The organism is Curtobacterium sp. SP.BCp, from assembly GCF_051903255.1.
GTDB lineage: Bacteria > Actinomycetota > Actinomycetes > Actinomycetales > Microbacteriaceae > Curtobacterium.
This window is the reverse complement of sequence record NZ_CP194338.1, coordinates 3,555,323-3,579,660: the sequence shown is the minus strand read 5'-3', so window position 1 is coordinate 3,579,660 and position 24,338 is coordinate 3,555,323. Positions and strand designations below refer to the sequence as shown.

Genomic DNA, 24,338 nt, shown 5'->3' with positions numbered 1-24,338 from the left:
CCTACCGAGCAGTGCTCAGTGCACCGAGAACCCGCCGTCGACCGCGATCGACTGCCCCGTGACGTAGCCTGCGCCCGGCCCGGCCAGGAACACCGCCGCCGCGGCGAAGTCGGCGGCGACCCCGTTGCGGCCGACGAGCGTGCGGGCCGCGAGCCGCTCGACGGTGCCGGGGTCGGCGCTGAGCCGGCGGTTCAACGCGGTCTGCACGAAACCGGGCACGAGGACGTTCGAGGTGACCCCCTGCGCGGACCAGGCCTCCGCCTGGGACCTGGCGAGCGCCTCCAGACCGGCTTTCGACACCCCGTACGCGCCGCTGGCCGCGAAGGGGCGGTGCGCCTGCTGCGAACTGATACCGATGATGCGGCCGTGGCCGCGCGCCGCCATGCCGGGCGCGAGCCGCTGCCCGAGGACGAACGGGGCGTCGAGGTTGACGCGCATCGTCGCGTCCCAGGTGTCCTCGTCGAGTTCCGCCATCGGCGGCCGGAGGTTGATGCCCGCCGAGTGCACGAGGACGTCGACGTCGCCCACGACGTCCGCGAGGCCGTGGGCGCCCGCACGCGTCGCGAGGTCCGCCACCACGCCCTCGGCCGAGCCGCCGCCGCTCCGGATGCCGTCGACGGTCGCGTCGATCGTGCTCCGCGTGCGCGCCGCGACGACGACGTGTGCTCCCGCGCCGGCGAGGGCCTCGGCGATGGCGCGTCCGATCCCGGAGCTCCCGCCGGTCACGAGTGCAGTGCGGCCGTCGAGTCCGAAGAGCTGCTGCAGCGACATCCGGCCAGGCTACCGACGCCCCTACGCTGGGAGGGTGCGCGACGACCTGCTCCCCGTGCTCGCCTGCCCCGTCTGCGCCGAGCCGCTCGGCCGTGTCGGCGGACAGGTGGGCTGCGCGGCCGGGCACCGGTTCGACGAGGCCAAGCAGGGACACCTCACGCTCCTCCCCGCCCGTCGTCGAGCCCTGACGGCCGACACCCCGGAGATGGTCGACGCCCGTGTCCGGTTCCTGGGTCGCGGGAACTACGCGCCCGTCGAACGCGCGATCGCCGCCCTGGTCGGAGCATCGACCGCGCCCGGCATCGTCCTCGACGTCGGGTCCGGGCCCGGGACCTACCTCGCGCATGCGCTGCGCGCGTCGGACGGGAGGCCCGTGGCCGCGTCCGACGCGGCGCCGCGCGTCCGGCTGGGGGTCGCCCTGGACCTCTCGCCGGTCGCGATCCGGCGGGCGGCCCGTGTCCACGAGCGGGTCGGGGCCGTCGTCGGTGACGTGACCGAGCGCCTCCCGGTCGTCGACGGTGCCGCTGCGGTCCTGCTCGACGTGTTCGCGCCGCGCAACCAGGCGGAGTACGCCCGAGTCCTGCACCCCGACGGCGTGCTCGTCGTGGTGACCCCGCGCGTCGGACACCTGGCGGAGCTCGCGGAGGCGACCATCTCGGTCGACCCGGAGAAGGAGCGCCGACTGCACGACTCGTTGTCGCCGTCGTTCGTACGGCGGTCGTCAGAGGACCTCACCTGGACCATGGACCTCAGCGCCGAGGACGTCCACGACGTGGTCCACATGGGGCCGAGCCACCACCACGTCGCCGCCGACGCGGCGTTCCGACCGACGGCGGTCACCGCTGCCGTGACGATCAGCACCTGGAGCCCGGTACCGTGACCATCCGCCATGCCCTCCGCTCGCAACCCGTGCTCAGGACCGAGCGTCTGACGTTGTCGCAGCTCGGCCCGGACCACCTCGACCTGGTGATGGCCGGCCTCGCGGACGAGGACGCGATGCGGCTCACCGGCACCCGAACCACCTTCACCCGCGAACAGGTCGGTGCGCACCTCGCAGCGCTCCCCGGCGCCGACGACCGGGCGGACTTCGCGATCACCGGGCCTGACGGTGCGTACCTCGGCGAGGTGGTCCTCAACGAACTCGAGGAGGACGACCGTTCGATGAACTACCGGATCGCCCTCGCGGGTCCGTCGCTCCGGGGACGTGGATTCGGTACCGAGGCCGGTCGGGCCGTGGTGGCGTGGGGATTCGACGTCGTCGGCCTGCACCGGGTCTCGCTCGAGGTCTACGCGTTCAACCCCGCGGCGCAGCGGTCCTACGAGAAGATCGGCTTCGTGGTCGAGGGGCGTGCCCGCGAGGTACTGCGGCACGGCGACCAGTGGATCGATGCCGTGGCGATGAGCATGCTCGACTCCGACCCTCGGTCGGCGTGATCTGCGATAACATTATCAGAGTTCTTTCGCGCTGATAAAGTTATCGCCATGCGGAGTGCCGTCGACAACCCGTTCAGCCCCGGCTCGGACGTCGTGCCGAACATCTGGGCGGGTCGGGTCGAGCAACTCAGCGACTGGCGGGACGTCGTCCGGCCTCGGCGCGTGGCGGGGCTGTACGAACGCGGACGGACGATCCTCGGAGAACCCGGGACCGGGAAGTCCTCGCTCGTGCGACGCATCGCTCGGGACGCCGTCGCCAGCGGTGACTGGGTGACGCCCCAGCTGCGCATCCCGTCTGGTGCTGATCCGCTGAAGCTCGTCGCGGGGGCAGTGCTCCGACTCGCTGAGCAAGCGGGCATCGCGTCCGGGGCGACGGGCCGTGTCGTCGAGCTCCTCCGCAGGGTCGAGACCGTCGCGGCCAGCGGATTCTCGCTCACCGTCCGGGGTGGTGACGGCCCCGAGCCGTTCACGGCCCTGTACGAGCTGCTCGTCGAGGTCGGACGGGCGGCCGTGCGCCAGGGCAACGCGGTGCTCATCCACGTCGACGAGGTCCAGAACATCACCGACGAACGAGCGCTGTCGCAGCTCCTGATCGCGCTCGGCGACGCGCTCACCCACACCGTCGAGGTCGAGGTGCCAGGCGGCCGCCTCGTCGAACGCCACCTCCCGATCGCCGTCTACCTCACCGGCCTCCCGGACTTCGAGGACATGGCCGGTGCCCGGAAGGGAGCGGCGTTCGCTCGGCGCTTCCGCACGTCAGCGCTCACCGCACTCGGCGAGGACGACCTGCGTGCAGCGCTGCAGCCGCTCATCGTGTCCGGCTGGGTGGTGCCCGACGGCGCAGGCGAGACGAAGTCGATCACACTCGACGCCCTCGCCGCGGATGCGGTCGTCCAGCTCTGCTGCGGGGAGCCCTTCCTGTTCCAGCTCGCGGGGGAGCGCGCCTGGTACGCGGGATCCGGCGACGTCGTCACTGCGGACGAAGTCACCGCCGGGTGGCGCGGTGCCGAGGGGGAGGCGTCCTCGCACGTCGAGCGCGTCCTGGCACGGCTCCCGCAGAAGGAGCGGACGTTCGTCGACGTCATGGCGGCGATGCGCCCGGAAGACCGCACGTTGACCCGGATCGCTCGCGAGATGGGCGAGGCGAGCGCTCAAGCCGTCGGTCCGACCGCCCAACGTCTGGACACGGTGCGCGGCGTGATCGAGCGCGGCAAGCCGTACTCGTTCCGGAACCGGGCCGTGGAGGCGTACCTGACGAGTGACTGGCCACGCGTCGGGTGATCGGCCGCCCTGGTGCCGGTGCGGCAGGATGACGACGTGTCGATCCGTTCTCGTGCCCGCCGCGTCGCGACCGTCCTGGCGCTGACCGTTGCTGCGAGCAGCGCGCTGACGGGGTGTACCGCGTCTCCGGAGGGCGCGTTCGGCTGTGTCCCGCGGTTCACGGTGACGCCGGAGCGGGCCGCGGCGGGCGACACGGTGACGTTCGCCACGACGGACGAGTGCGACGTGGACGTGCCCGACGGCGGCTGGCGGATCACCGTCACCGACCACGGCGCGTACAGCCATGCGGACGTCGCGCGGTCGGACGACGCGTTCGACGGATCGTGGTCGGTGCCCGTCCCGCTGCCCGCGGACCTGGGGCCCGGCGACGCCTCGGTGTCGATCGCGAACTGGGACTACGCGCCGTGCCCCGCGGACGCGAGCTGCACCGGCCCGTCGCAGGCCTTCACGGTCGAGCGCTGAGCGTCACTCGCCCCGGGCTGCCCGCCGACGGGCGGCGTGCGCCCGACCCCGTGCCCGGTCCACCGCGCGGCCGAACTGGACGAGCAGGAACCCGGTGCCGACCACGCCCGCCGCGATCGGGGTGACGACGAGCTCGAGGTCGATGCCGGGCGCCCGCCACCAGTCGATGGACCACGCCGCGACGACCCCGAACAGCAGGACCGCCGCACCGACCCACCAGCCGCGGCCGGGCAGGGTCCAGAAGCCGAACGCCGCGAGGACGACGAGCGCCCACGAGCCGAACGGTGCGAAGGACCGGGGGTCGTTCGTCCCGCAGGACGACACCGCGCACTCCCAGACGACGGTGTGCGCCACACCCGCGTACCAGTGGACGAGCAGGCACGCGGCGACGAGGGCGAGCAGTCCGACCGGGGGCCCGGCCCACGGTCGGACGCGGCCGAACCGGGAACGACGTCGTCGCGCGGCGGTCCACCCCTCGCCGAGCTCGTAGCCGGGCAACGGTCGGTACTCGGGCATCCCCGCACCGTACCCGCTCCGGGTTCCGTGCAGAAGTGCTCCGGAAAGGCGTCAGCCCTGCGGCCCGGCGACGTCGAGCGCCCAGACGACGCCGAAGCGGTCGCGGAGCTGCCCGGCGAGCGGTGCCCACGCCGACGGTCCGAGCGGCTGCCGCACCTCGGCGCCGTCGAGGAGACCCGCCCAGTACCGCTCGACCTCGGCAGCGTCGTCGCCGTGCACGTACACGTAGAAGGCGTTGCTGCCCTGGTCGTACGGCTGCCCGGGCCAGACGTCGAACGCCATGATGCGGAAGCCGGCCTCGGTCGTCACCTGGCCGAAGACGATCCGGTCGGCCCAAGCGGGCTCGTCGGTGGCGGCCATCGCGCCGTAGGTCATGGACGCGACCTCGCCGCCGAAGACGCGGGCGTAGTGGTCGAGGGCCTCGCGGGCCTGTCCGTCGAAGTTGAGGTGGGTCGTGGTCTCGATGCTCATGGGACGAGCATGACCGGCAATGCGGTCAGATCGTGACCGCTTCTCGACGGATACTGGATCCATGCCCGGACCGTCCTCCCGCATGCTGACGCTGCTGTCCCTGCTGCAGGTGCACCGGGACTGGCCGGGCGACGAGCTCGCCGGCCGCCTCGAGGTCAGCCCGCGGACGCTTCGCCGCGACGTCGACCGCCTCCGTGAGCTCGGGTACCGCATCGATGCCCTGCGCGGACCGGCCGGTGGCTACCGGCTCGCCGCGGGAGGCGATCTCCCGCCGTTGCTGTTCGACGACGACCAGGCGGTCGCGATCGCCGTGGCACTGGCGGTGGCCCCGGCATCGGGCGCCGACATCGCCGAGGGGGCCGTGCGCGCGCTCGCGACGATCCGGCAGGTGCTGCCCGAGCGGCTCCGGAACCGCGTCGGTGCGGTCGACGTCGTGACCACGGCCGCGCGGACGACCGTCGACCCGGACGTGCTGGTCGAGGTCAGCCGCGCGGTGTCCGCGCGTGAGGTGCTCCGCTTCGGCTACGGACCGGACGAGTACCCCCGCCGGGTCGAGCCGCACGCCGTGGTCGCGCGGGCCGGCCGCTGGTACCTCCTCGCCTGGGACCCCGAGCGCACGGACTGGCGGACGTTCCGGGTCGACCGCATCACCCCGCGGCCGCCGACGCGGCTGCCGTTCGTGCCGCGGCCGGTGCCCGGAGACGACCCGGCGTCCTTCGTGGCGGCGCGCTTCAAGGGCTCCGCCGTCGCGGACGTGTGGCCGTGCACCGGCACCGTCGAGCTGCACTGCGCGGCGAGCGCCGTCGAGCCCTACGTCGACGCGGCGGACGACCTCGTCGCGACCGCCCCGGACCGGTGTCGGCTGACCACCGGATCGTGGTCGTGGGAGGCGCTGGCGGCTCGGGTCGCGGGCTTCGCGGTCGACTTCACCGTGCTGGGTCCGCCTGCCCTACGTGGGGCAACCAAAGAGCTCGCAACGCGACTCGTCAGCGCGTCGGTCCTGCCACCGACGTGATCAGCGGGCCGTCCACAGTGCTTCATCCAGCCACTCGGGGGCGACGCCCATCGACGACACGTCGATGGCATCCGTGGCCGGGAACGCGGCGAGGTGTGCGACAGCCCGCTGCGCCCAGTCGTGATCTGAAGGGATCGACCGGAGGAGGTAGGCCATCACGCTCAGTGTGTTGTACACGCCGAAGACCTTCGGAGCCCGTCCGTCCGACATGTGGGCAAGAAGCGGCACCTCGGAAGCCCGGGGCCGTTTCGGCGCGACGACCAGTTTCCGGTTGAAGAGCCGAGCGTGATGGGCGGCGACGTTCCGCACGTAGTTCAGTGATGCGAGCCAGCTCGACATCAGGCGCTTCGTCGGCACGTCGAACACATTCGCGATCTCCGTCGCGAGGTCGTTCCGGAGACCGGCGTAGAGGCGCGTGACGTGGCCGAGCTCGAGGATCTCGGTCAGCGCCCAGATGGGCATCCTGTCGTCGTACTTGTCACGGAAGTGCCCGACGAAGGCTTCGTCAGAAGCGCTCCGTCGTTCCTCGACCCGGCGGAGCCACGCCTCGTGGGGGCTCACGAAACCATCACGGGCGCCGGTGAAGGCCTGAGTGAAGAACCTCGCGTCCTCGTGCGCGAACGGGGAGTGCGCGCCGAGGACGTGAGCCACCTGGGTCCGAACGGCGACCTCGATTCGCTCGACGGCATCGATCACGAGCAGTCGCAACGATCGGTCGAAGTCGACCAGCGCCCCCGCGTGGAGGATGTCGGTCCCCGGTACGTAGTCGCTGTGCACCCGGAAGCGCTGCCGCCCGGCATCGTCCACGGCGACGGAGGAGCGCCGGAACGGGTACAGGTACCCCGTCAGTCGGTAGTAGCCGATCTCCCGCAGCATCTCTGCCGCGGTCTCACCATCACCGACACCGCACCCGCGTTGCTCGAGCCTCGCGATCTGGTCCGCGATCGAGAGCCACGGCTTCGCGTACTCCATCGTCCTCCCCCGACGAAAAGAAAATCGGCCCGAGCCGTGAAGGCGAGCGGGCCGATCGTGATACCAGAACGATATCACCTCCTCACCGACGATCGCTGTCCTGTTAGGACCGCGCATGCGTCCGTCAGGACGCCGTCAGGGATCCGTTAGGACCGGCCTGGAGGCACGACACCGGTCGCACCATCGGTGACGCACCAGGAATGGTGCGGTCCGCGCCGTCCGGTGCCGGGCCCGTGCAACCTACGGAGTCCTCGTGTTCGACGTGTTCGTCGTCGCCGGTGTCCTCGCCGTGTTCGGCGTGGTCGCCCTCATCGCCAAGGGGCTGGAGCGGCTGTGATCGGCATCACCATCGCCGCGGCCGTCCTCGGCGTCGCCGCTGTCGTCTATCTCGTCTGGGCACTCGTCCGGCCGGAGAAGTTCTGATGAGCGCGGGGGACACGTGGGCGGGCATCGCCCAGGTCGCACTCCTCGTCCTGCTCCTCGTCGTCTGCTACCGACCCGTCGGTGACTGGATGGCGAGCGTCTACACGCCCGTGCGGCACAGCCGGGTGGAGCGCGGGGCCTACCGGATCATCGGCGTCGACCCGGACGCCGAGCAGTCCTGGCCCGCGTACCTCCGCGGCGTGCTGCTCTTCAGCGTCGTCGGCCTGCTCGTCGTCTACCTCCTGCAGCGCATCCAGGTCGTGCTGCCGGGTGACCTCGGGCTGCCGAACGTCGGGCCGTCGCTCGCGTTCAACACGGCGGCGTCCTTCGTGGCGAACACGAACTGGCAGTCGTACTCGCCCGAGGCCACCGTCGGGTACTCCGTGCAGATGGCGGGCCTCGCGGTGCAGAACTTCCTGTCGGCAGCGGTCGGCCTCGCGGTCGCCGTGGCACTGGTCCGCGGCTTCGCCCGTCGGAAGTCCGGCACGCTCGGCAACGTCTGGGTCGACATCGTGCGCGGCACCGTCCGGCTCCTGCTCCCGGGCGCCTTCGTCTTCGCGATCGTCCTGGTCGCGGGAGGCGTCATCCAGTCGTGGGGCGCCGGCACGGACGTGACCACCCTGGTCGGTGGGACCCAGCACATCCCGGACGGCTTCGTCGCGTCGCAGGAGGCCATCAAGGAACTCGGGACGAACGGCGGCGGGTACTTCAACGCGAACTCGGCGCACCCGTTCGAGAACCCCCAGGCGTGGACGAACCTCGTCGAGGTCTTCCTCATGCTCGTGATCCCGTTCTCGCTGCCGCGCACGTTCGGCCGACTCGTCGGCGACGACCGCCAGGGCTACGCGATCCTCGCCGTCATGGGAGCGATCTTCCTCGTGTCGCTCTCGGTGATGTCGATCGCCGAACTCGGGGGAGCCGGCACCGCCACCCACGCGGCCGGAGCGGCGATGGAGGGCAAGGAGATGCGCTTCGGCATCCTCGGCACGACCCTCTTCGGCACGACGTCGACCGCGACCTCGACCGGCGCCGTGAACGGCATGTTCGACAGCTTCACGCCGATCGGCGGGATGATGGCGATGCTCAACATGATGCTCGGCGAGATCAGCCCCGGCGGCGTCGGGTCGGGCCTCTACGGCATGCTCGTCCTCGCCGTGATCACGGTCTTCATCGGTGGCCTGCTCGTCGGACGGACCCCGGAGTACCTCGGCAAGAAGATCCGCGCACGTGAGATGACCTTCGCGGCGCTGTACATCCTCGTCACCCCGACGCTCGTGCTGCTCGCCACCGGACTGTCCCTCGTGATCCCCGGCGTCCGCGAGCAGGTCGTCGGCACGAGCATCTTCAACCCGGGCAACCACGGCCTGTCCGAGCTCCTCTACGCCTACACGTCCGGCGCGAACAACAACGGCTCGGCGTTCGGCGGGATCACCGCGAACACGACGTGGATGAACTCCTCGCTCGGCGTCGTGATGCTCCTCGGACGCTTCCTGCCGATCGCCCTCGTGTTGGCGCTCGCCGGCTCCCTCGCCCAGCAGGACAAGGTCCCGGCGACCGCCGGCACCCTCCCGACCCACCGGCCGCTGTTCATCGGCCTCCTCGGTGGCGTGGCGGTCATCGTCACCGCCCTCACCTACTTCCCGGTGCTCGCACTGGGACCCCTCGCAGAAGCGCTCGCACGATGAACGCACCGTCGACGTCCAAGGACCACGCCATGACCACCGCGACCTCCGTGCCGGAGGCGACCACCGCCTCCAGGCCGACCACCTCGTCCGCGTTCGGGCCCCGCCAACTGGTGGCGGGCCTCCCGGGCGCCCTGCGCAAGCTCGACCCGCGTCTCATGTGGCGCAACCCCGTCATGTTCATCGTCGAGGTGGGCGCAGCCCTCACGACCGTCTCGCTGTTCGTCGAGCCGTCCGCGTTCACGATCGCGATCGCGGTCTGGCTGTGGCTGACGGTGGTCTTCGCGAACCTCGCCGAGTCCGTGGCCGAAGGCCGCGGCAAGGCGCAGGCCGACACCCTCCGCAAGACCCGCTCGACCACGAGCGCCCGCCGGGTCCTCGGGTACGACGCCGCCGACCCGGCCGCCACCGGCAACCAGACCGAGGAGGTCGCGTCCGTCGACCTCGCCAAGGGCGACGTCGTCGTGGTCGTCGCGGGTGAGGTCATCCCTGGTGACGGCGACGTCATCGACGGCATCGCCTCCGTCGACGAGTCCGCGGTCACGGGGGAGTCGGCGCCGGTGATCCGCGAGTCCGGCGGCGACCGCAGTGCCGTCACCGGCGGGACCCGGGTGCTGTCCGACCGGATCGTCGTGCGCATCACCTCGACCCCGGGTGAGACCTTCATCGACCGGATGATCCGGCTCGTCGAGGGTGCTGCCCGGCAGAAGACGCCGAACGAGATCGCGCTGAACATCCTGCTCGCGTCGCTGTCGATCGTGTTCGTGATCGTCTGCCTCACCATGCAGCCCATCGCCGGGCTCGTCGGCGCGACCGTGAGCATCCCGGTGCTCATCGCCCTGCTCGTCTGCCTCATCCCGACCACCATCGGCGCGCTGCTCTCCGCGATCGGCATCGCCGGCATGGACCGTCTCGTGCAGCACAACGTGCTCGCGATGTCCGGCCGTGCGGTCGAGGCCGCCGGGGACATCACGACCCTGCTGCTCGACAAGACCGGGACGATCACGTACGGCAACCGCCAGGCATCCCGCGTGGTGCCGGTGCCGGGCGTCAGCGAGGCCGACCTGATGGAGGCGTCCGCACTGTCCTCCGCTGCCGACAGCACCCCCGAGGGGCGCTCGATCGTCTCGCTCGCCGAGGCGGCCGGCGTGGCCACCGCGCTGCCCGCCGGAGCCGTCGAGGTGCCGTTCACCGCGCAGACGCGCATGTCGGGCCTCGACCTCACCGACGGCACCGAGGTCCGGAAGGGTGCCGCGGCCGCGGTGCTCGCGTGGGCCGGGGCAGCCGACCTGGCCGTCACCGCCGCGATCGACGCCACCGTTGCCGAGGTCTCCGACCAGGGCGGCACCCCGCTCGTCGTCGCCCGTCGCGCGCCCGGTGGTGCCGTCGACCTGCTCGGCGTCGTGCACCTCAAGGACGTCGTGAAGGACGGCATGTCCGCCCGGTTCGCGCAGCTCCGCGAGATGGGCATCCGCACGGTGATGATCACGGGCGACAACCCCCGTACGGCGAAGGCCATCGCGGCTGAGGCCGGCGTCGACGACTTCCTCGCCGAGGCCACCCCGGAGGACAAGCTCGCCCTGATCCGCAAGGAGCAGGAGGGCGGCAACCTCGTCGCGATGACCGGCGACGGCACGAACGACGCCCCGGCGCTGGCCCAGGCGGACGTCGGCGTCGCGATGAACACCGGCACGACGGCGGCGAAGGAGGCGGGCAACATGGTCGACCTCGACTCCGACCCGACCAAGCTCATCGACGTCGTCCGGATCGGCAAGCAGCTGCTCATCACCCGCGGCGCACTCACCACGTTCTCGATCGCCAACGACGTCGCGAAGTACTTCGCGATCATCCCGGCCATGTTCCAGCTGGCGTTCCCGGGCCTCGCGGCACTGAACATCATGGGGCTGCACAGCCCGTCGTCCGCGATCCTGTCGGCCGTCGTCTTCAACGCGCTCGTCATCGTGGCGCTCATCCCGCTGTCGCTGCGCGGCGTCAAGTACCGCGCCGCCTCGGCCTCGTCGATCCTCGGCCGCAACCTGCTCGTCTACGGGCTCGGCGGCGTGATCGTCCCCTTCATCGGCATCAAGCTGATCGACCTCGTGGTCGGTCTCATCCCGGGGTTCTGACATGTCTCGTTCGTCTTCGTTCCGTTCGATCGGTGTGGCCGTCCGCCTCACCCTCCTCAGCACCGTCGTCCTCGGCGTCGCGTACCCGCTCGCGGTGTGGGGCGTCGGCCAGGCCGCCTTCCACGACCAAGCCAACGGTTCGATGGTCAACTCCGCCGACGGAAAGGTCGTCGGGTCGTCGCTCATCGGCCAGTCGTTCGAGGGGTCCGGCTCGGCGCGGTGGTTCCAGTCCCGTCCGAGCGCCGCGGGCGAGCAGGGCTACGACGCGAACGCGTCGAGCGGCTCGAACCTCGGCCCGAACAACCCCGACCTCCTCAAGGCGATCGAGGAACGTCGTGCCGCGGTGGCGAAGGCCGACGGGGTCGCCGAGTCGTCGGTCCCCGCTGATGCCGTCACCGCGTCCGGCTCCGGCCTCGATCCGGACATCAGCCCCGCCTACGCGATGCAGCAAGTGGCGCGGGTGGCGTCCGCCCGTGGTCTGTCCGAGACGGTGGTGCGGAAGCTCGTGGAGCAGCACACCGAGGCGCGGCAGCTCGGGTTCCTCGGCGAGCCGGTCGTGAACGTGCTCGAGCTGAACCTGGCGCTCGCGAAGGCGTCCTGACGATGGTGCCGGTCGCGTCCGCACAACCGAAGTCACCTCGAACCGCGCCGAACCGTGGTGCGGACCGACTTCGGTCGTGCGAGGCGCGTCGGCACCACGACCCCGACCACCACCACCACGACGACCCCGACGCGAGAGGATGAGCACGTGAAGCGAGGCAAGCTGCGGGTCCTGCTCGGTGCCGCGCCCGGCGTCGGCAAGACGTACACGATGCTCGAGGAAGGACACCGGATGGCCGCCGAGGGCCGGGACGTGGTCGTCGCCGTCGTCGAGACCCACGAGCGCGCCGCCACCGCCGCCCTGGTGCACGGCCTCGAGGTCGTCCCACGGCGGATCGTCGAGCACCGCGGCGTGACCCTCGACGACATGGACCTCGACGCCGTCCTCGCCCGGCGTCCCGACGTCGCGCTCGTCGACGAGCTCGCCCACACGAACGCCCCGGACGGCCGGAACGAGAAGCGCTGGCAGGACGTCGAGGCGCTGCTCGCCGCGGGGATCAGTGTCATCTCGACCGTGAACGTCCAGCACATGCAGTCCCTCGGTGACGTCGTCCGCGAGATCACCGGCACCGTGCAGCGCGAGACCGTCCCCGACGCCGTGGTCCGCGCCGCCGACCAGATCGAGGTCGTCGACCTGTCCCCGGCGGCCCTGCGCGACCGGCTCTCCGACGGCCTCGTGTACCCGGCGGCCCGGATCGACGCAGCACTGTCGAACTACTTCCGGCTCGGCAACCTCACCGCCCTCCGTGAGATCGCCCTGCTCTGGCTCGCCGACGAGGTCGACGACGCCCTGCGCGCCTACCGCGCCGAGCACGGCATCGACCACCGCTGGGAGGCGCGGGAGCGGGTCCTCGTGGCCCTCACCGGCGGGCCCGAGGGCGAGACGCTGCTCCGGCGCGCGGCGCGCATCGCCGCACGCAGCGCCGGCGGCGAGCTCGCCGCGGTGCACGTCACGACGAACGACGGGCTCCGCGTCCGGCACCCCGGCGCCCTCGGGAAGCAGCGGACCCTGCTCGAGCAGCTCGGCGGGACGTACCACCAGGTGGTGGGAGACGACGTCCCGGGGACCCTCGTGCGGTTCGCGAAGTCGATCGACGCCACCCAGATCGTGATCGGGGTCAGCCGGCGGAGTCGCCTCGCCGCAGCACTGACCGGTCCGGGCATCGGCAACACGGTCGTCCGCGAGTCGGGCGACATCGACGTGCACGTCGTCACGCACGAGCGAGCCGGCGGCGGGTTCGCGCTCCCGAAGCTCGGGGGCAGCCTGTCGCGCGGCCGCATCGTCGCCGCGTTCGTCCTCTCGCTCGTGGCGGGGCCACTCCTGACGTGGCTGCTCTCCCTCGGCACCGATCCCGACGCCATCACGGTCGACGTGCTCGCGTACCAGCTGCTCGTGCTCGTCGTGGCGCTCGTCGGCGGCATGTGGCCCGCGGTGTTCGCCGCCGTGCTCTCCGGACTGAGCCTCGACTTCTTCTTCGTGCAACCCCTCTACATGGTCACCGTCCAGCAGCCCTGGCACCTCGTCGCGCTCGTGATGTACGTCGTCAGCGCCGTGCTCGTGAGCTTCGTGGTCGACCGCTCGGCACGACGCTCGCGCGCTGCCCGCCGTGCCGCCGCCGAATCGGGTCTCCTCGTCGGGATCGCCGGCAGCGTCCTCCGCGGCGACGACGCCCTCCAGGCACTGCTCGACCGCACCCGCGAGGCCTTCGGGTTCGCGGGTGTCCGGATCCGGCAGGGCGACGAGGTCCCGGCCACGTCGGGGGAGTTCGGCGACGTCCCGGACGCCACCACGAGCCTCCCGTCCGGCGCCGTCCTGGAGTTCGCGGGCGCACCCGACGACCCGACCCAGCGCCGGCTGCTGCGCGTCGTCGAGCAGCAGCTCGACGCAGCGGTCGAGCACCGCGAACTGACCCGCACGGCGGTCGACGCGGAGCGGATCGCCGCGGCGGACCGCGTGCGCAGCGCCATCCTCGCGGCCGTCGGCCACGACGTGCGTCGGCCGATCGCGGCCGCCTCGGCGGCCGTGCAGACCCTCCGCGCCGCCGACATCACCCTGTCCGACGCCGACCGGGAGGCACTGCTCGCGACCGCCGACGAGAGCCTCGGACACCTCGCGGTGCTGTTGGCAGACCTCCTCGACGTCAGCCGCGTGCAGGCGGGGGTGCTCGCCGCCCGGCCCGTTCCCACCGCGCTCGAGACGGTCGTCGCGCCCGCCCTCGACGAGCTCGAACTCGGGCCGGAGGACGTCGACCTCGACCTCCCCGCCGACCTGCCGCCCGTCCTCGCCGACCCCGTGCTGCTCCAGCGCGTCGTCGTGAACCTGCTCGCCAACGCCAGCCGCTACGCCCCCGAGGGCACCCGCGTCCGCGTCGCCGCGAGCGCCTTCGGCGGCGGGGTCGAGCTCCGCGTCGCCGACCACGGCCCCGGCATCCCCGAGGACCGCCGCGGCGAGGTGTTCCAACCGTTCCAGCGGCTCGGCGACACCGACAACGACACCGGCCTCGGCCTCGGGCTCGCGCTCGCCCGCGGGTTCACCGAGGGCATGGGCGGCACCATCGAGGTCGACGACACCCCCGGAGGCGGACTCACCGTCGTCGTGCGGCTGCCGATCGCCGGACACGTGGGGGTGTCGGTCCTGTGAGCACCAAGGTCCTCATCGCCGACGACGACGCCCAGCTCGTCCGCGCGCTCGCCGTCACCCTCGCCGCCCGCGGGTACGACGTCGTCACCGCCCGCGACGGCCGCGCCGCGCTCGACGCCGTCATCACCGAACGCCCCGACCTCGTGCTGCTCGACCTCGGTATGCCCCGTCTCGACGGCATCGGCGTGCTCGAGGGCCTCCGCGCCTGGACGCAGGTGCCGGTGCTCGTGCTCTCCGGCCGGACCGACTCGTCCGACAAGGTCGACGCACTCGACGCCGGCGCCGACGACTACGTGACGAAGCCGTTCCAGATGGACGAGCTCCTCGCCCGGCTCCGTGCGCTCGGCCGTCGGCAGGCCGCGGTCGCCGCGTCCGCCGGGGGAGCACCGACCGTGGCGATCGGCGACCTCGTCGTCGACCTCGTCGCCAAGCAGGTGACCCCGCCCGCGGGTCCCGCGATCCGCCTCACCCCGACGGAGTGGCGGCTGCTCGAGGTCCTCGTGACGAACCCCGACCGGCTGATGACCCGCGAGATGCTCCTCACCGAGGTGTGGGGACCGTCGCACGGCAACGACTCCGGGTACCTCCGGCTGTACATGGCCCAGCTCCGGCGGAAGCTCGAGCCGGACCCCGCGAACCCGCGCTACCTCGTCACCGAGTCGGGCATGGGGTACCGCTTCAGCCCCGGCCACGCGTGAGTCGTCGGGCGGTCGCCGTGCCCTGCCGACCGGCTGGCGGGTCCCTGTCGGCACGCTGGCGGGCAGGTGTCGGGTCCGTGTCGTGGTGTCCGGACCCGCGCGGTTCCGAGGCTCGGGGTCATGAACGAGATGCGGATCGCAGCCCTCCGACGCGAGCGAGGCTGGACCCAGGAACGCTTGGCCGAGACGAGCGGGATCGCTGTCCGGACGGTGCAGCGGCTCGAGTCCGGCAAGGACGCCAGCCTCGAGACGCTCAGCGCGATCGCCCGTGCGCTCGACGTCCCCGTGCGGGACCTCTTCGCGTCGGAGGAGTCGGCGGACCTCGATCCCGGCGTGCGGGGCCTCGACGAGCGGACCGCCTCCGACCAGGCCGCGCGGGACCGGGCGGTCGCGGGCTTCTGGTCCCTGTACACGGCGATCGGGATCGGATTCGGCATCGCCACCGTCGTGCTCCTGGTGCTCCACGTCTGGTCACCCCTCGTGTTCCTCGCCGTCGGGGCGTACTGGGTCCTGGGTCGACTGGTCGGACGGGTGGTCGTCGACGTCGTCCTCGCGCCGCGGCTCGACCGCCGGTACCCGCTCTCCCGCCACGACGACGGGTCGTCGCGTGCCGCGGGATGACTCCCCACCCGACACGTCGATCGCGCCCGTCGGGGCGGCGGACGTCGAGGACGTCCGTACGTTCCTGACGGCGAACGACCTCACCGTCGCAGGCCTCGGCACACCGGGTGTGCGCCTGTGGGTCGTCCGGGACGTGGCCGGCTCGGTCGTCGCTTCCACGGGCTCCGAGACCTCGTCGGACGGGAGGCACGCCCTCCTCCGCAGCGTCGCCGTCGGTCCGCAGCGCCGCGGCTCCGGCGCCGGGGTCGGCTCGCGATCTTCGCGATGGAGCAGGCCGTCTCGACGGGTGCCGATCGAGCGTGGCTGTTCAGCCGCCGGTCCGGCCCGTTCTGGCAGGGGCTCGGGTTCCGCCCCGCGGACCGCGAGACCCTGGCGGCGGTCCTCGCGGACACCAGCCAGGTCGCCCTCTTCCGTCGGACAGGGCAGCTCGGCCGGGAGGTCGCGTGGAGCCGCCCGCTGTAGCGTCCCCTCGTGACGATCGAGCTGCGCCGGGTGACCGCCGAGGACTGGGCAACGTGGCGCCCGGTCCGACTCGCGGCGCTCGCCGATGCCCCGGACGCGTTCGGCTCACGACTCGACGACTGGCGGGACGCTCCGGAGCACCGCTGGCGGACCCGGCTCTCGCTCCCAGGAGCGATCGACCTCCTGGCGGTCGACACGGACAGCGGCGACGGTCGAGCGATCGGGATGGCGAGCGGGGTCCCGGACGCCGACGACCCGCACCGCGCCGAGCTCATCTCGATGTGGGTCCACCCGGTGGCCCGTCGCCGCGGGGTCGCCCGTCTGCTGATCGACGCCGTCGCGGACTGGGCGGCCGAGTGCGGCGCACACGAACTCGTGCTCTCCGTGATGCCCGACAACCGCGACGCGCAGGAGACCTACGCCCGCGCCGGGTTCTCGGTGACGGACGAGCCGGGGGACCTGCTGCCGGACGGCCGGCGCGAACTCGTCATGCGACGCGACCTGGAGGAACGATCGTGAACCGAGCACTGCGCATCACCGCGTGGATCGTCGCAGCCGTGGTGCTGGTCGCCGTGGTGTTCCTCGTGTACGCCAACATCGTCATGCAGGGGACCCGGAGCGCCGCGCTGCAGGTCTGGCGTGACGACCGGGTCGCCGTCCGTGACGCCGGCGACTCGATCGTGATGACGCCGACCGGGCAGGCCGACGGCAAGGGGATCGTGTTCATCCCCGGCGCGAAGGTCGACCCGTACGCGTACATGGCGACGTTCCGGCAGGTGGTCGCGACCGGGACGACGGTGGTGATCACGAAGCCGACGCTCAACCTCGCGTTCTTCGACACCCGGCCGCTCTCGACGTTCGAGGCGCACGCCCCGGAGGTCACGACGTGGGCCGTCGGCGGACACTCCCTCGGCGGTGTCCGCGCCTGCCAGCTCGCGAAGGACGCCGACGGGCTGCTGCTCCTCGGGAGCTACTGCGCGAACGACATCAGCCGCTCGTACATCCAGGTCCTCAGCGTCTCCGGCTCGCGCGACGGGCTGTCCACCCCGGCGAAGGTCGACGCGGCCCGGCACCTCCTGCCGTCCACCGCCACGATGGTCGAGGTCCAGGGCTCGAACCACGCGGAGTTCGGCGCGTACGGCGACCAGCCCGGTGACCGTACGGCGACGATCTCCCCGGCCGAGGCCCGCGGCGAGATCAGCGCGGCGGTCGAACGGTGGGTGCGCGCACTGCCCCCGGGGACCGACCTGCGCTGACGGCCATCCGCACCGCGTCGACGGCGAGCGGCGGCACCAGCCCGACCGCTTCGACGTCCGCGACCGGCACCCACGCCGGCCGGTAGCGGTTCGTCTGCGAAGCGCCGGCTCGCTCCGGCGCGTCGGTCGCCAGCGCGGGCACACCCGGTCCGGCCTCGACGTGGAGGTACACGGCGGGCGCAGCGCGGTCGAGGCCGACCGGCAGGAGGGCGACCACCTCGCCGTCGAGTCCGGTCTCCTCGCGGAGCTCGCGGAGACAAGCCCGCTGCGGGGTCTCGCCCTGCTCGACGCCCCCGCCGGGCAGGACGGCGTAGCGCCGTCCGTCGCGCTCGCGGAGGACGACGAGCACCCGGCCGTCGCGGACCGCGACGGCGGCCGCGCGGAGGCGAAGCGGACCTGGAGCAGACACGTCGTCACCGTACGCCGCGTCGAGGAGGTGAGCCGTGCCTCCCGGCCGATGACTCGCCCTGGCGACTGCAACCGGTGGCTGGCAGCATCGGCGCATGGCGTTCCTCGTCCTCCTCAACGGCATCCCGGCGAGCGGCAAGTCGACGGTCGCCCGCGCGTGGGCCGAGCGGCACGCTCCGGACCTACCGGTGGCGTTCGACATCGACGTCCTGCGCGCCATGATCGGCGGGTGGCGGACGGCACTGCGTCCTGCCGGGGAGGCCGCGCGGGTGATGGCCACGGCGGCGATCGGGGCACACCTGCGGTCCGGCCGCGACGTGATCGTTCCCCAGTACGCCCGCCGGGCCGACTTCGTCGACGACCTCGCCGCGCTCGCCACCGACTCGGGAGCGGTGTTCGTGGAGCTCGCGTTGCGCGCCGACGCGGCGGAGGCGGACCGTCGCTTCGCGACGCGGGCCGCGGAGGGACCGAGCGTGCACGGTGACCTCGGCGGCGACCGGATGGTGGACGTGCACGTCGGACTGGAGGCATTCCTCGCCACCCGTACCCGCGTCCAGCGGGTGGGCGGTCCGGACCAGGGCGTCGCGGACGTCGTCGACGAGATCGACGCGGTCCTCGCCGCGGTGGCGGCGGGCTCCGTCAACGGGTGACGTCGGTCTCCCGGGTGTGCGACGAGCGCCGTCGCGTTGCCCGTGCGATGAAGTACAGCACGACGCCGACGGCGAGCAGCAGTGCGGCGTACAGCCACACCTGCCCGCTCTGCTGCGTGAGCAGCAGGACGCACGACGCGACGCCGAGCACCGGGACGAACGTCCACACCCTGAAGTGGTCGTGCTCCACGCGGTCGCGGCGGAGGACGAGGACGGCGACGTTCGTGCTGATGAAGACGAACAGGAGCAGGAGCACGACGGTCTCGGCGAGGGTGCCGACGTCACCGACGAGGGTGAGGAGCATCGCCACGACGGTGGTCGCGACGATGGCGGTCCACGGGGTCCCCCGGTTCGGGAGGACCTTCGCCAGCACTGCGGGCAGGAGTCGCTGCTCGGCCATGCCGTACGTGACGCGGCTCGCCATGATCATCGTGAGCAGGGCGCCGTTCGCCACCGCGACGAGGGCGATCAGGCTGAACACCCAGTCCGGGATCGGGACGCCCGAGGCCGAGACCACGGCGAGGAGCGGACCGGACGAACCCTCCAACTCGGAGGCGGGCAGCGCGATCGCGCTGGCGAGGCCGACGAGCACGTAGACGACGCCGGCGGTCGCGAGGGCGCCGAACAGGGCCTTCGGGTAGACACGGCGGGGTTCGCGGACCTCCTCGGCGACGTTGGCGCTCGTCTCGAAGCCGACGAACGAGTAGTAGGCGACGATGGCGGCGCTCAGGGTCGCGAGCGCCGGGTTCGCGTCCGCCGGGAACGCACCGACGCGGCTCACGTCGCCGCCTCCGGCGCCGAGCATCACGGCCACGACGACGATCACGATGACGAGGCCCGACACCTCGATGATCGTCATGACGACGTTGCTCTTCAGTGAGTCCGAGATGCCGCGGGCGTTGAGGCAGGCGATGAGCGCGAGGAAGACGATCGCGGTGGGCACGGGCGGCAGGTCGACGAACGTGCCGAGGTAGTCGCCCGCGAACGCGAGGGACAGCCCGGCGGCGCTCGTGACCCCGGCGGCGAGCATGCTGAACCCGACGAGGAACGACACGAGGGGCACCTTGTACGCCCGCTCGGCGAACACCGCTGCGCCGCCGGCCTTCGGGTACTTCGTGACGAGCTCGGCGTAGGAGCCCGCGGTGAGCAGGGCCAGCAGCAGGGCGAGGACGAGCGGTGCCCAGAGCGCCCCACCGACGTCCTCCGACAGCGTCCCCATCAGGGCGTAGATGCCGGCGCCGAGGACGTCGCCGAGGATGAACAGGTAGAGGAGCGGGCCGGTGATCGCCTGGTGGAGCTTCGACTCCGGCTGTCCCGGAGCGGAGCGTTCGGCGGTGTCGCTGGTCATGGTGGTGCCTTCCGTCCCCGTCAGGGTGTCCGAGTGCTCCCGAGCGGCCTCACCGGTCCGTCCGCATCGCGCGGAGTCCTGCACACTCCGCTCTCGGTGAACTCTCTCCACACATCGGCGTCGCGTCTGAGTGCACCGGCGGGAGCGGTCCTAGAGTGGGCGCATGACCGCACCGGACCGGCCCACCCCTGCCCGCCTCGCGGATCAGCGCGCGCTGCTGTTCGACCTCGACGGCGTCCTCACGCCGACCGCCGAGGTGCACATGCGCGCGTGGAGCCGCCTGTTCATGCCGTACCTCGCCGCGCAGGGCGTCGCGCCGTACACCGAGCAGGACTACTTCGACCACATCGACGGCAAGCCCCGCTACGACGGGGTCCGGTCGCTGCTCGCGTCGCGCGGCATCGACCTGCCGGAGGGCACCCCCGACGACGACCCGTCGGCCGACACCGTCTGCGGCCTCGGCAACCGGAAGAACGCCGAGTTCACGGCCGAGCTGGACGAGCACGGGGTCGAGCCGTACCCGGGCTCGCACCGGTTCCTCGTCGCCGCGATCGACGCCGGGTACTCGGTCGCCGTCGTGTCGAGCTCGGCGAACGCAGTGTCGGTGCTCCGGACGGCCGGCATCCTCGAACGCTTCCCGGTCATCGTCGACGGCCTCGTCGCCCGGCAGGACGCGCTCGAGGGCAAGCCCGCGCCGGACACCTACCTCGACGCCGCGAGCCGCTTCGGTCTCACCGCTGCCGAGTGCGTGGTCGTCGAGGACGCCACAAGCGGGGTCGAAGCCGGTCGCAACGGCGGCTTCGGACTCGTGATCGGTGTGGACCGTGGAGCCGGCGCGGACGCACTGCGGGCCCACGGCGCGGACCTGGTCGTCGAGGACCTCGCCGACCTCGTCGACGACCTCCGCCCCGTCTCCACCCCCGCGACCTGACGGACGGCGGCCGTTCCCGGGCCGCCACGACCCGCCGCCGCACCTCCCTCCCCCACGGAGCAGCATGAACCCCATCACCTCGGACCCGCTCGACCGCGTTCGCTACCCGATCGACGAGTGGGCGCTCGTCGAGACCGAGTACACGCCGGACGAGCAGGGCGTGGCAGAGACGAACTTCGCGGTCGGCAACGGCTACCTGGGCCTCCGCGGCAACCTCGACGAGGGCCGTGGCGGCGTCCAGTACGGCACGTACGTCAACGGGTTCCACGAGACCTGGCCCATCCGGCACGCCGAGGACGCCTTCGGCTTCGCGAAGACCGGGCAGACGATCATCAACGCGCCCGACGCCAAGGTGATCCGGCTCTACGTCGACGACGAGCCGCTCGTCCTGGCCGAGGCCGACATCCTCCGGCACACGCGCCGCCTCGAGTTCCGTGGCGGCTACCTGTTCCGCGAGACCGAGTGGTCGACACCGTCGGGCAAGCGGGTCCTCATCCGTTCGCGCCGCCTCGTGTCGTTCACCGACCGGCACCTCGCCGTCATCGACTACGAGGTCACCGTCCTCGACGCCGACGCCTCGATCCTCCTCTCCAGCCAGATCCTCAACCGGCAGGACGTCCAGGACGAGTACCACGCGGGCATGCGCGCCGCCGCGAACGCCTTCGACCCGCGCAAGGCCGAGGCGTTCACCGAGCGTGTCCTCGAGCCGAAGCTCAAGCGCAGCACGGGTGCGCGGTCGCTCCTCGGCTACCAGGCCGCCAGCTCGGGCATGACGATCTGCGTGGGCGTGGAGCACCACCTCGAGACCGACAACTCGTGGGACGAGTCGTCGTCGATCGAGGACGACCTCGCGAAGCACGTGTACCGGGTGCAGGCGCGGGCCGGTGTCCCGATCCGCCTCGTGAAGAGCATCGTCTACCACACGTCCCGCGGCGTCCCCGCGCGCGAACTCGCCGACCGCTGCGACCGCACGCTCGACCGTGCCCACGCCGAGACCGTCGACGACGTGTTCGCCACGCAGCGCGCCTGGATGGACGACTACTGGGCCCGGAGTGACGTCGAGATCCCCGGCAAGCCCGACGTGCAGCAGGCCGTTCGTTGGAACCTCTTCATGCTCGCGCAGGCGACGGCCCGCACGGACGGGCACGGCATCGCTGCGAAGGGCGTCACCGGGTCCGGGTACGGCGGTCACTACTTCTGGGACATGGAGATCTACGTCCTGCCGTTCCTGTCATACACGGCGCCGATCGTCGCGCGGAACGCCCTCCGCTTCCGCTACAACATGCTCGACGCCGCCCGCTCCCGGGCGCGCGAGCTGAACCAGCACGGGGCGCTCTTCCCGTGGCGGACGATCAACGGCGAGGAGTCCTCGGCCTACTACGCCGCCGGCACCGCGCAGTACCACATCGACGCGGACATCGCCCACGCCCTCATGCAGTACGTGCGGGCCTCCGGTGACAAGGAGTTCCTCAAGCGCGGCGCGATCGACATCCTCGTCGAGACCGCTCGGCTGTGGGAGGACCTCGGGTTCTGGCGGTCCAACGGCGACAAGAAGTTCCACATCGACGGCGTCACCGGGCCGGACGAGTACACGACCGTGGTCGACGACAACCTCTACACGAACGTCATGGCCCGGGCGAACCTCTGGTCCGCCGTGCAGGCCTGCCGCGAGCTCGCCGTCGACGACCCGGAGGAGTACGGCCGCATGGTCCGGCGCACCGGGCTCCAGGAGGACGAGGTCCAGGGCTGGGAGCACGCCGCCGAGTCGATGGAGATCCCCTTCGACCCGCACCGCGGCATCCACCCGCAGGACGCCCAGTTCCTCGACAAGGAGCTCTGGGACCTCGAGAACACGCCGGAGTCGAAGCGGCCGCTGCTGCTGCACTACCACCCGCTGGTGATCTACCGGTTCCAGGTGCTCAAGCAGGCGGACGTCGTGCTCGCGCTGTTCCTGCAGGGCCACGAGTTCACCGCTGCCGAGAAGCGTCGTGACTTCGACTACTACGACGCGCTGACCACGGGCGACTCGACCCTGTCCGCCGTGGTGCAGTCGATCATGGCGGCCGAGGTCGGCTACTGCGAGCTCGCGGAGCAGTACTTCCAGACCGCGCTGTACGTCGACCTGGCGGACCTGCACGGCAACACCGCTGACGGTGTGCACATCGCCTCGACCGGCGGGATCTGGGGAGCCCTCGTCAACGGGTTCGGCGGCATGCGGGACCACGGCGGACGCATGACCTTCAACCCCCGGCTGCCGAGGACGTGGGAGCGCATCACCTACCGGCTGAACGTCCGGGGCTCGCGTGTGAAGGTCGATCTCGAGCAGGACACCCTCACGTTCACGATCGAGCAGGGCGACGGCTTCACCGTGTGGGTGCACAACCAGCAGTGGGACCTCTCCGCCGCGGAGCCCACCGTGGTGCCGCTGCCGCACCAGGGGCCGCGCATGACCGGGCGGGCACCGACGACGAGCGACATCCAGGGCACGCTCCGTGCCGACGGGTCGGTCATCACCGCGTCGATCCCGACGATCTCGCTGGAGCGGCAGTTCGAGGTGGACGAGACGACCGCGTAGCACCGGCGGTCGGCCTGGAGGCCCGGGGCGCGTCCGCCGTGTCGGCGCGCGTCAGCGGGTGGTCGCCACCAGTTCCACCTTCGCCCGCTCGGCGTCCTCGAGGAACGCCGCGTGGTGGTCCGGTCCGCCGGCATACGGGTGCCGGTCGGCGTAGAGGTGCGTCCACCCGTGCGCCGGGGCCGCGTGCCAGAGGCGGTCGACGTCGGCTGGGGTGCCGGCGTGGAACGCCAGGTGGCTCAGGCCGGGTCGGCGCCGGTCGTGGGTGCCGTCGAGCGGTGCCGCCTCGAGGACGATGTACGTGCCGCCTGCGATCCAGCTCCGTCCGTGGTCCCACCGCTGGTACGGCTCGTACCCGAGCTCGCCGAGCAGCCACCCCCACGTCGGCTCGGCTCGATCGAGGTCGGCGACACGCAACTCGACGTGGTGCAGGGCACCACGTCGGACACCGTCGGGAACGCGGGTCACAGGAGCTTCCGGAGCGTGTTCGTGTTCCGCGTCGTGGTCGTGCGCTTGAACCGCGCCGCTGCCGCACGCTTCGCGAAGGCCGTGTCCGTGCTCGACCCCTTCGGGCACGACCAGTACACGACGCCGTCGCCCCGGGCGACCCGTTCCACCGGATCGTCGGGCGCGCGGTCGGCCAGCAGGTCGTCGAGGGCCGCAGCCTCCGACGCGAAGACGACGTAGTCGTGCCGGTCGGGCGCGGAGGGGAAGGGGAACCCGTCCACGATGCCCGCCAGGTCGTCGTGCCGGAGCAGCACGATCCAGGCGTCGTACCCGAAGCGGTCCCGGAGTGCGTGCTCGACACCGGCCTTGATCGCGGTCGCGTCGCCGGTCGCGGTGAAGACCACGTTGCCGGAGGCGAGCACCGTCCGGACGTCCTCGTGGCCGAGCCCGCGGAACGTCTCGGCGAGGTCCGCGCTCCGGATGGTGATGCCGTTCACGTTGACGCCACGGAGCAGCGCGATCCACCTGGTCATGTCCGGACCGTAGCGCGC

26 protein-coding genes are annotated in these 24,338 nt (G+C 71.9%); 18 read left to right on the top strand and 8 right to left on the bottom strand.

What is annotated here, in order from left to right; genetic code table 11:
* Positions 1 to 15: 15 nt before the first annotated feature.
* Positions 16 to 771: an SDR family NAD(P)-dependent oxidoreductase gene (locus tag ACRQ4C_RS17150; RefSeq protein ID WP_290133474.1), complete on the bottom strand. Its 756-nt coding sequence runs from the start codon at positions 769 to 771 to the stop codon at positions 16 to 18.
* Between the two features lie 34 nt (positions 772 to 805).
* On the opposite strand from ACRQ4C_RS17150, the gene ACRQ4C_RS17145 reads away from it, so the two are divergent.
* From ACRQ4C_RS17145 to ACRQ4C_RS17130, 4 genes are read left to right on the top strand one after another with little or no spacing between them, the layout of a single operon-like run.
* Positions 806 to 1,651, top strand: a complete 846-nt coding sequence (locus ACRQ4C_RS17145; protein ID WP_439689532.1) for a putative RNA methyltransferase — start codon at positions 806 to 808, stop codon at positions 1,649 to 1,651.
* Positions 1,652 to 1,680: 29 nt separating this feature from the next.
* A complete protein-coding gene (locus tag ACRQ4C_RS17140) occupies positions 1,681 to 2,205 on the top strand; it encodes a GNAT family N-acetyltransferase (protein WP_439689531.1) in 525 nt (174 codons plus the stop codon).
* A gap of 48 nt (positions 2,206 to 2,253) precedes the next feature.
* On the top strand, positions 2,254 to 3,486 hold the full coding sequence (locus tag ACRQ4C_RS17135; protein ID WP_439689530.1) for an ATP-binding protein: 1,233 nt from the start codon (positions 2,254 to 2,256) through the stop codon (positions 3,484 to 3,486).
* Between the two features lie 36 nt (positions 3,487 to 3,522).
* Positions 3,523 to 3,948, top strand: a complete 426-nt coding sequence (locus ACRQ4C_RS17130) for a hypothetical protein (RefSeq protein ID WP_439689529.1) — start codon at positions 3,523 to 3,525, stop codon at positions 3,946 to 3,948.
* 3 nt (positions 3,949 to 3,951) lie between these two features.
* Here the strand turns inward: ACRQ4C_RS17130 and ACRQ4C_RS17125 are convergent, their stop codons facing one another.
* Positions 3,952 to 4,464, bottom strand: a complete 513-nt coding sequence (locus ACRQ4C_RS17125; protein WP_439689528.1) for a hypothetical protein — start codon at positions 4,462 to 4,464, stop codon at positions 3,952 to 3,954.
* Positions 4,465 to 4,515: 51 nt separating this feature from the next.
* Complete coding sequence (locus tag ACRQ4C_RS17120) at positions 4,516 to 4,935, bottom strand: VOC family protein (protein WP_439689527.1); 420 nt, start codon at positions 4,933 to 4,935, stop codon at positions 4,516 to 4,518.
* Positions 4,936 to 4,996: 61 nt separating this feature from the next.
* Between ACRQ4C_RS17120 and ACRQ4C_RS17115 the strand changes: the two genes are divergently transcribed.
* Positions 4,997 to 5,950, top strand: a complete 954-nt coding sequence (locus ACRQ4C_RS17115; protein WP_439689526.1) for a helix-turn-helix transcriptional regulator — start codon at positions 4,997 to 4,999, stop codon at positions 5,948 to 5,950.
* Here the strand turns inward: ACRQ4C_RS17115 and ACRQ4C_RS17110 are convergent, their stop codons facing one another.
* On the bottom strand, positions 5,951 to 6,922 hold the full coding sequence (locus ACRQ4C_RS17110) for an Abi family protein (RefSeq protein WP_439689525.1): 972 nt from the start codon (positions 6,920 to 6,922) through the stop codon (positions 5,951 to 5,953).
* Positions 6,923 to 7,255: 333 nt separating this feature from the next.
* Here ACRQ4C_RS17110 and kdpF point away from each other — a divergent pair, with 333 nt between their 5' ends.
* From kdpF to ACRQ4C_RS17060, 10 genes are all read left to right on the top strand, one after another.
* Positions 7,256 to 7,345 (top strand): K(+)-transporting ATPase subunit F, encoded by a 90-nt coding sequence (kdpF, locus tag ACRQ4C_RS17105; RefSeq protein ID WP_042724093.1) that lies wholly within the window; start codon positions 7,256 to 7,258, stop codon positions 7,343 to 7,345.
* Positions 7,345 to 9,030, top strand: a complete 1,686-nt coding sequence (kdpA, locus tag ACRQ4C_RS17100; RefSeq protein WP_290133483.1) for a potassium-transporting ATPase subunit KdpA — start codon at positions 7,345 to 7,347, stop codon at positions 9,028 to 9,030. Before kdpF ends, kdpA begins: the two co-directional genes overlap by 1 nt.
* A 29-nt stretch (positions 9,031 to 9,059) precedes the next feature.
* The gene (gene kdpB, locus ACRQ4C_RS17095; RefSeq protein ID WP_439689524.1) at positions 9,060 to 11,153 is read left to right on the top strand and encodes a potassium-transporting ATPase subunit KdpB; all 2,094 of its coding nucleotides are present in this window, start codon (positions 9,060 to 9,062) and stop codon (positions 11,151 to 11,153) included.
* Between the two features lies 1 nt (position 11,154).
* Positions 11,155 to 11,754 carry a potassium-transporting ATPase subunit KdpC gene (gene kdpC, locus ACRQ4C_RS17090; RefSeq protein ID WP_439689523.1) on the top strand — a complete coding sequence of 200 codons (600 nt, stop codon included), beginning with the start codon at positions 11,155 to 11,157 and terminating at the stop codon, positions 11,752 to 11,754.
* Positions 11,755 to 11,901: 147 nt separating this feature from the next.
* Positions 11,902 to 14,394, top strand: a complete 2,493-nt coding sequence (locus ACRQ4C_RS17085; RefSeq protein ID WP_290133486.1) for a sensor histidine kinase — start codon at positions 11,902 to 11,904, stop codon at positions 14,392 to 14,394.
* Entirely contained in the window at positions 14,391 to 15,092 is a 702-nt protein-coding gene (locus tag ACRQ4C_RS17080; RefSeq protein WP_400412006.1) for a response regulator, read from the top strand. Before ACRQ4C_RS17085 ends, ACRQ4C_RS17080 begins: the two co-directional genes overlap by 4 nt.
* Before the next feature lie 120 nt (positions 15,093 to 15,212).
* Positions 15,213 to 15,713, top strand: coding sequence for a helix-turn-helix transcriptional regulator (locus tag ACRQ4C_RS17075; protein ID WP_439689522.1), 501 nt, complete (start codon positions 15,213 to 15,215; stop codon positions 15,711 to 15,713).
* Between the two features lie 264 nt (positions 15,714 to 15,977).
* Entirely contained in the window at positions 15,978 to 16,175 is a 198-nt protein-coding gene (locus ACRQ4C_RS17070) for a hypothetical protein (RefSeq protein WP_439689521.1), read from the top strand.
* 9 nt (positions 16,176 to 16,184) lie between these two features.
* Complete coding sequence (locus ACRQ4C_RS17065) at positions 16,185 to 16,694, top strand: GNAT family N-acetyltransferase (protein WP_439689520.1); 510 nt, start codon at positions 16,185 to 16,187, stop codon at positions 16,692 to 16,694.
* Positions 16,691 to 17,431 (top strand): alpha/beta hydrolase, encoded by a 741-nt coding sequence (locus tag ACRQ4C_RS17060; RefSeq protein ID WP_439689519.1) that lies wholly within the window; start codon positions 16,691 to 16,693, stop codon positions 17,429 to 17,431. Before ACRQ4C_RS17065 ends, ACRQ4C_RS17060 begins: the two co-directional genes overlap by 4 nt.
* Here the strand turns inward: ACRQ4C_RS17060 and ACRQ4C_RS17055 are convergent.
* Positions 17,373 to 17,840, bottom strand: coding sequence for an NUDIX domain-containing protein (locus tag ACRQ4C_RS17055; RefSeq protein ID WP_439689518.1), 468 nt, complete (start codon positions 17,838 to 17,840; stop codon positions 17,373 to 17,375). The two genes, ACRQ4C_RS17060 and ACRQ4C_RS17055, sit on opposite strands and share 59 nt — an antisense overlap.
* Before the next feature lie 94 nt (positions 17,841 to 17,934).
* Between ACRQ4C_RS17055 and ACRQ4C_RS17050 the strand changes: the two genes are divergently transcribed.
* On the top strand, positions 17,935 to 18,489 hold the full coding sequence (locus ACRQ4C_RS17050; RefSeq protein ID WP_290133493.1) for an AAA family ATPase: 555 nt from the start codon (positions 17,935 to 17,937) through the stop codon (positions 18,487 to 18,489).
* Here the strand turns inward: ACRQ4C_RS17050 and ACRQ4C_RS17045 are convergent.
* Positions 18,479 to 19,837: an APC family permease gene (locus ACRQ4C_RS17045; RefSeq protein ID WP_439689517.1), complete on the bottom strand. Its 1,359-nt coding sequence runs from the start codon at positions 19,835 to 19,837 to the stop codon at positions 18,479 to 18,481. The two genes, ACRQ4C_RS17050 and ACRQ4C_RS17045, sit on opposite strands and share 11 nt — an antisense overlap.
* A gap of 163 nt (positions 19,838 to 20,000) precedes the next feature.
* Here ACRQ4C_RS17045 and ACRQ4C_RS17040 point away from each other — a divergent pair, with 163 nt between their 5' ends.
* Positions 20,001 to 20,768, top strand: a complete 768-nt coding sequence (locus tag ACRQ4C_RS17040) for an HAD family hydrolase (protein ID WP_439689516.1) — start codon at positions 20,001 to 20,003, stop codon at positions 20,766 to 20,768.
* Between the two features lie 64 nt (positions 20,769 to 20,832).
* The gene (locus ACRQ4C_RS17035) at positions 20,833 to 23,343 is read left to right on the top strand and encodes a glycoside hydrolase family 65 protein (protein WP_439689515.1); all 2,511 of its coding nucleotides are present in this window, start codon (positions 20,833 to 20,835) and stop codon (positions 23,341 to 23,343) included.
* A 51-nt stretch (positions 23,344 to 23,394) separates the two neighbouring features.
* Here ACRQ4C_RS17035 and ACRQ4C_RS17030 read toward each other — a convergent pair whose 3' ends face one another.
* The gene (locus ACRQ4C_RS17030) at positions 23,395 to 23,808 is read right to left on the bottom strand and encodes a VOC family protein (RefSeq protein ID WP_439689514.1); all 414 of its coding nucleotides are present in this window, start codon (positions 23,806 to 23,808) and stop codon (positions 23,395 to 23,397) included.
* Entirely contained in the window at positions 23,805 to 24,320 is a 516-nt protein-coding gene (locus tag ACRQ4C_RS17025; RefSeq protein WP_439689513.1) for a DUF1697 domain-containing protein, read from the bottom strand. The genes ACRQ4C_RS17030 and ACRQ4C_RS17025 overlap by 4 nt, the downstream gene beginning before the upstream one ends.
* Positions 24,321 to 24,338 lie beyond the last annotated feature (18 nt).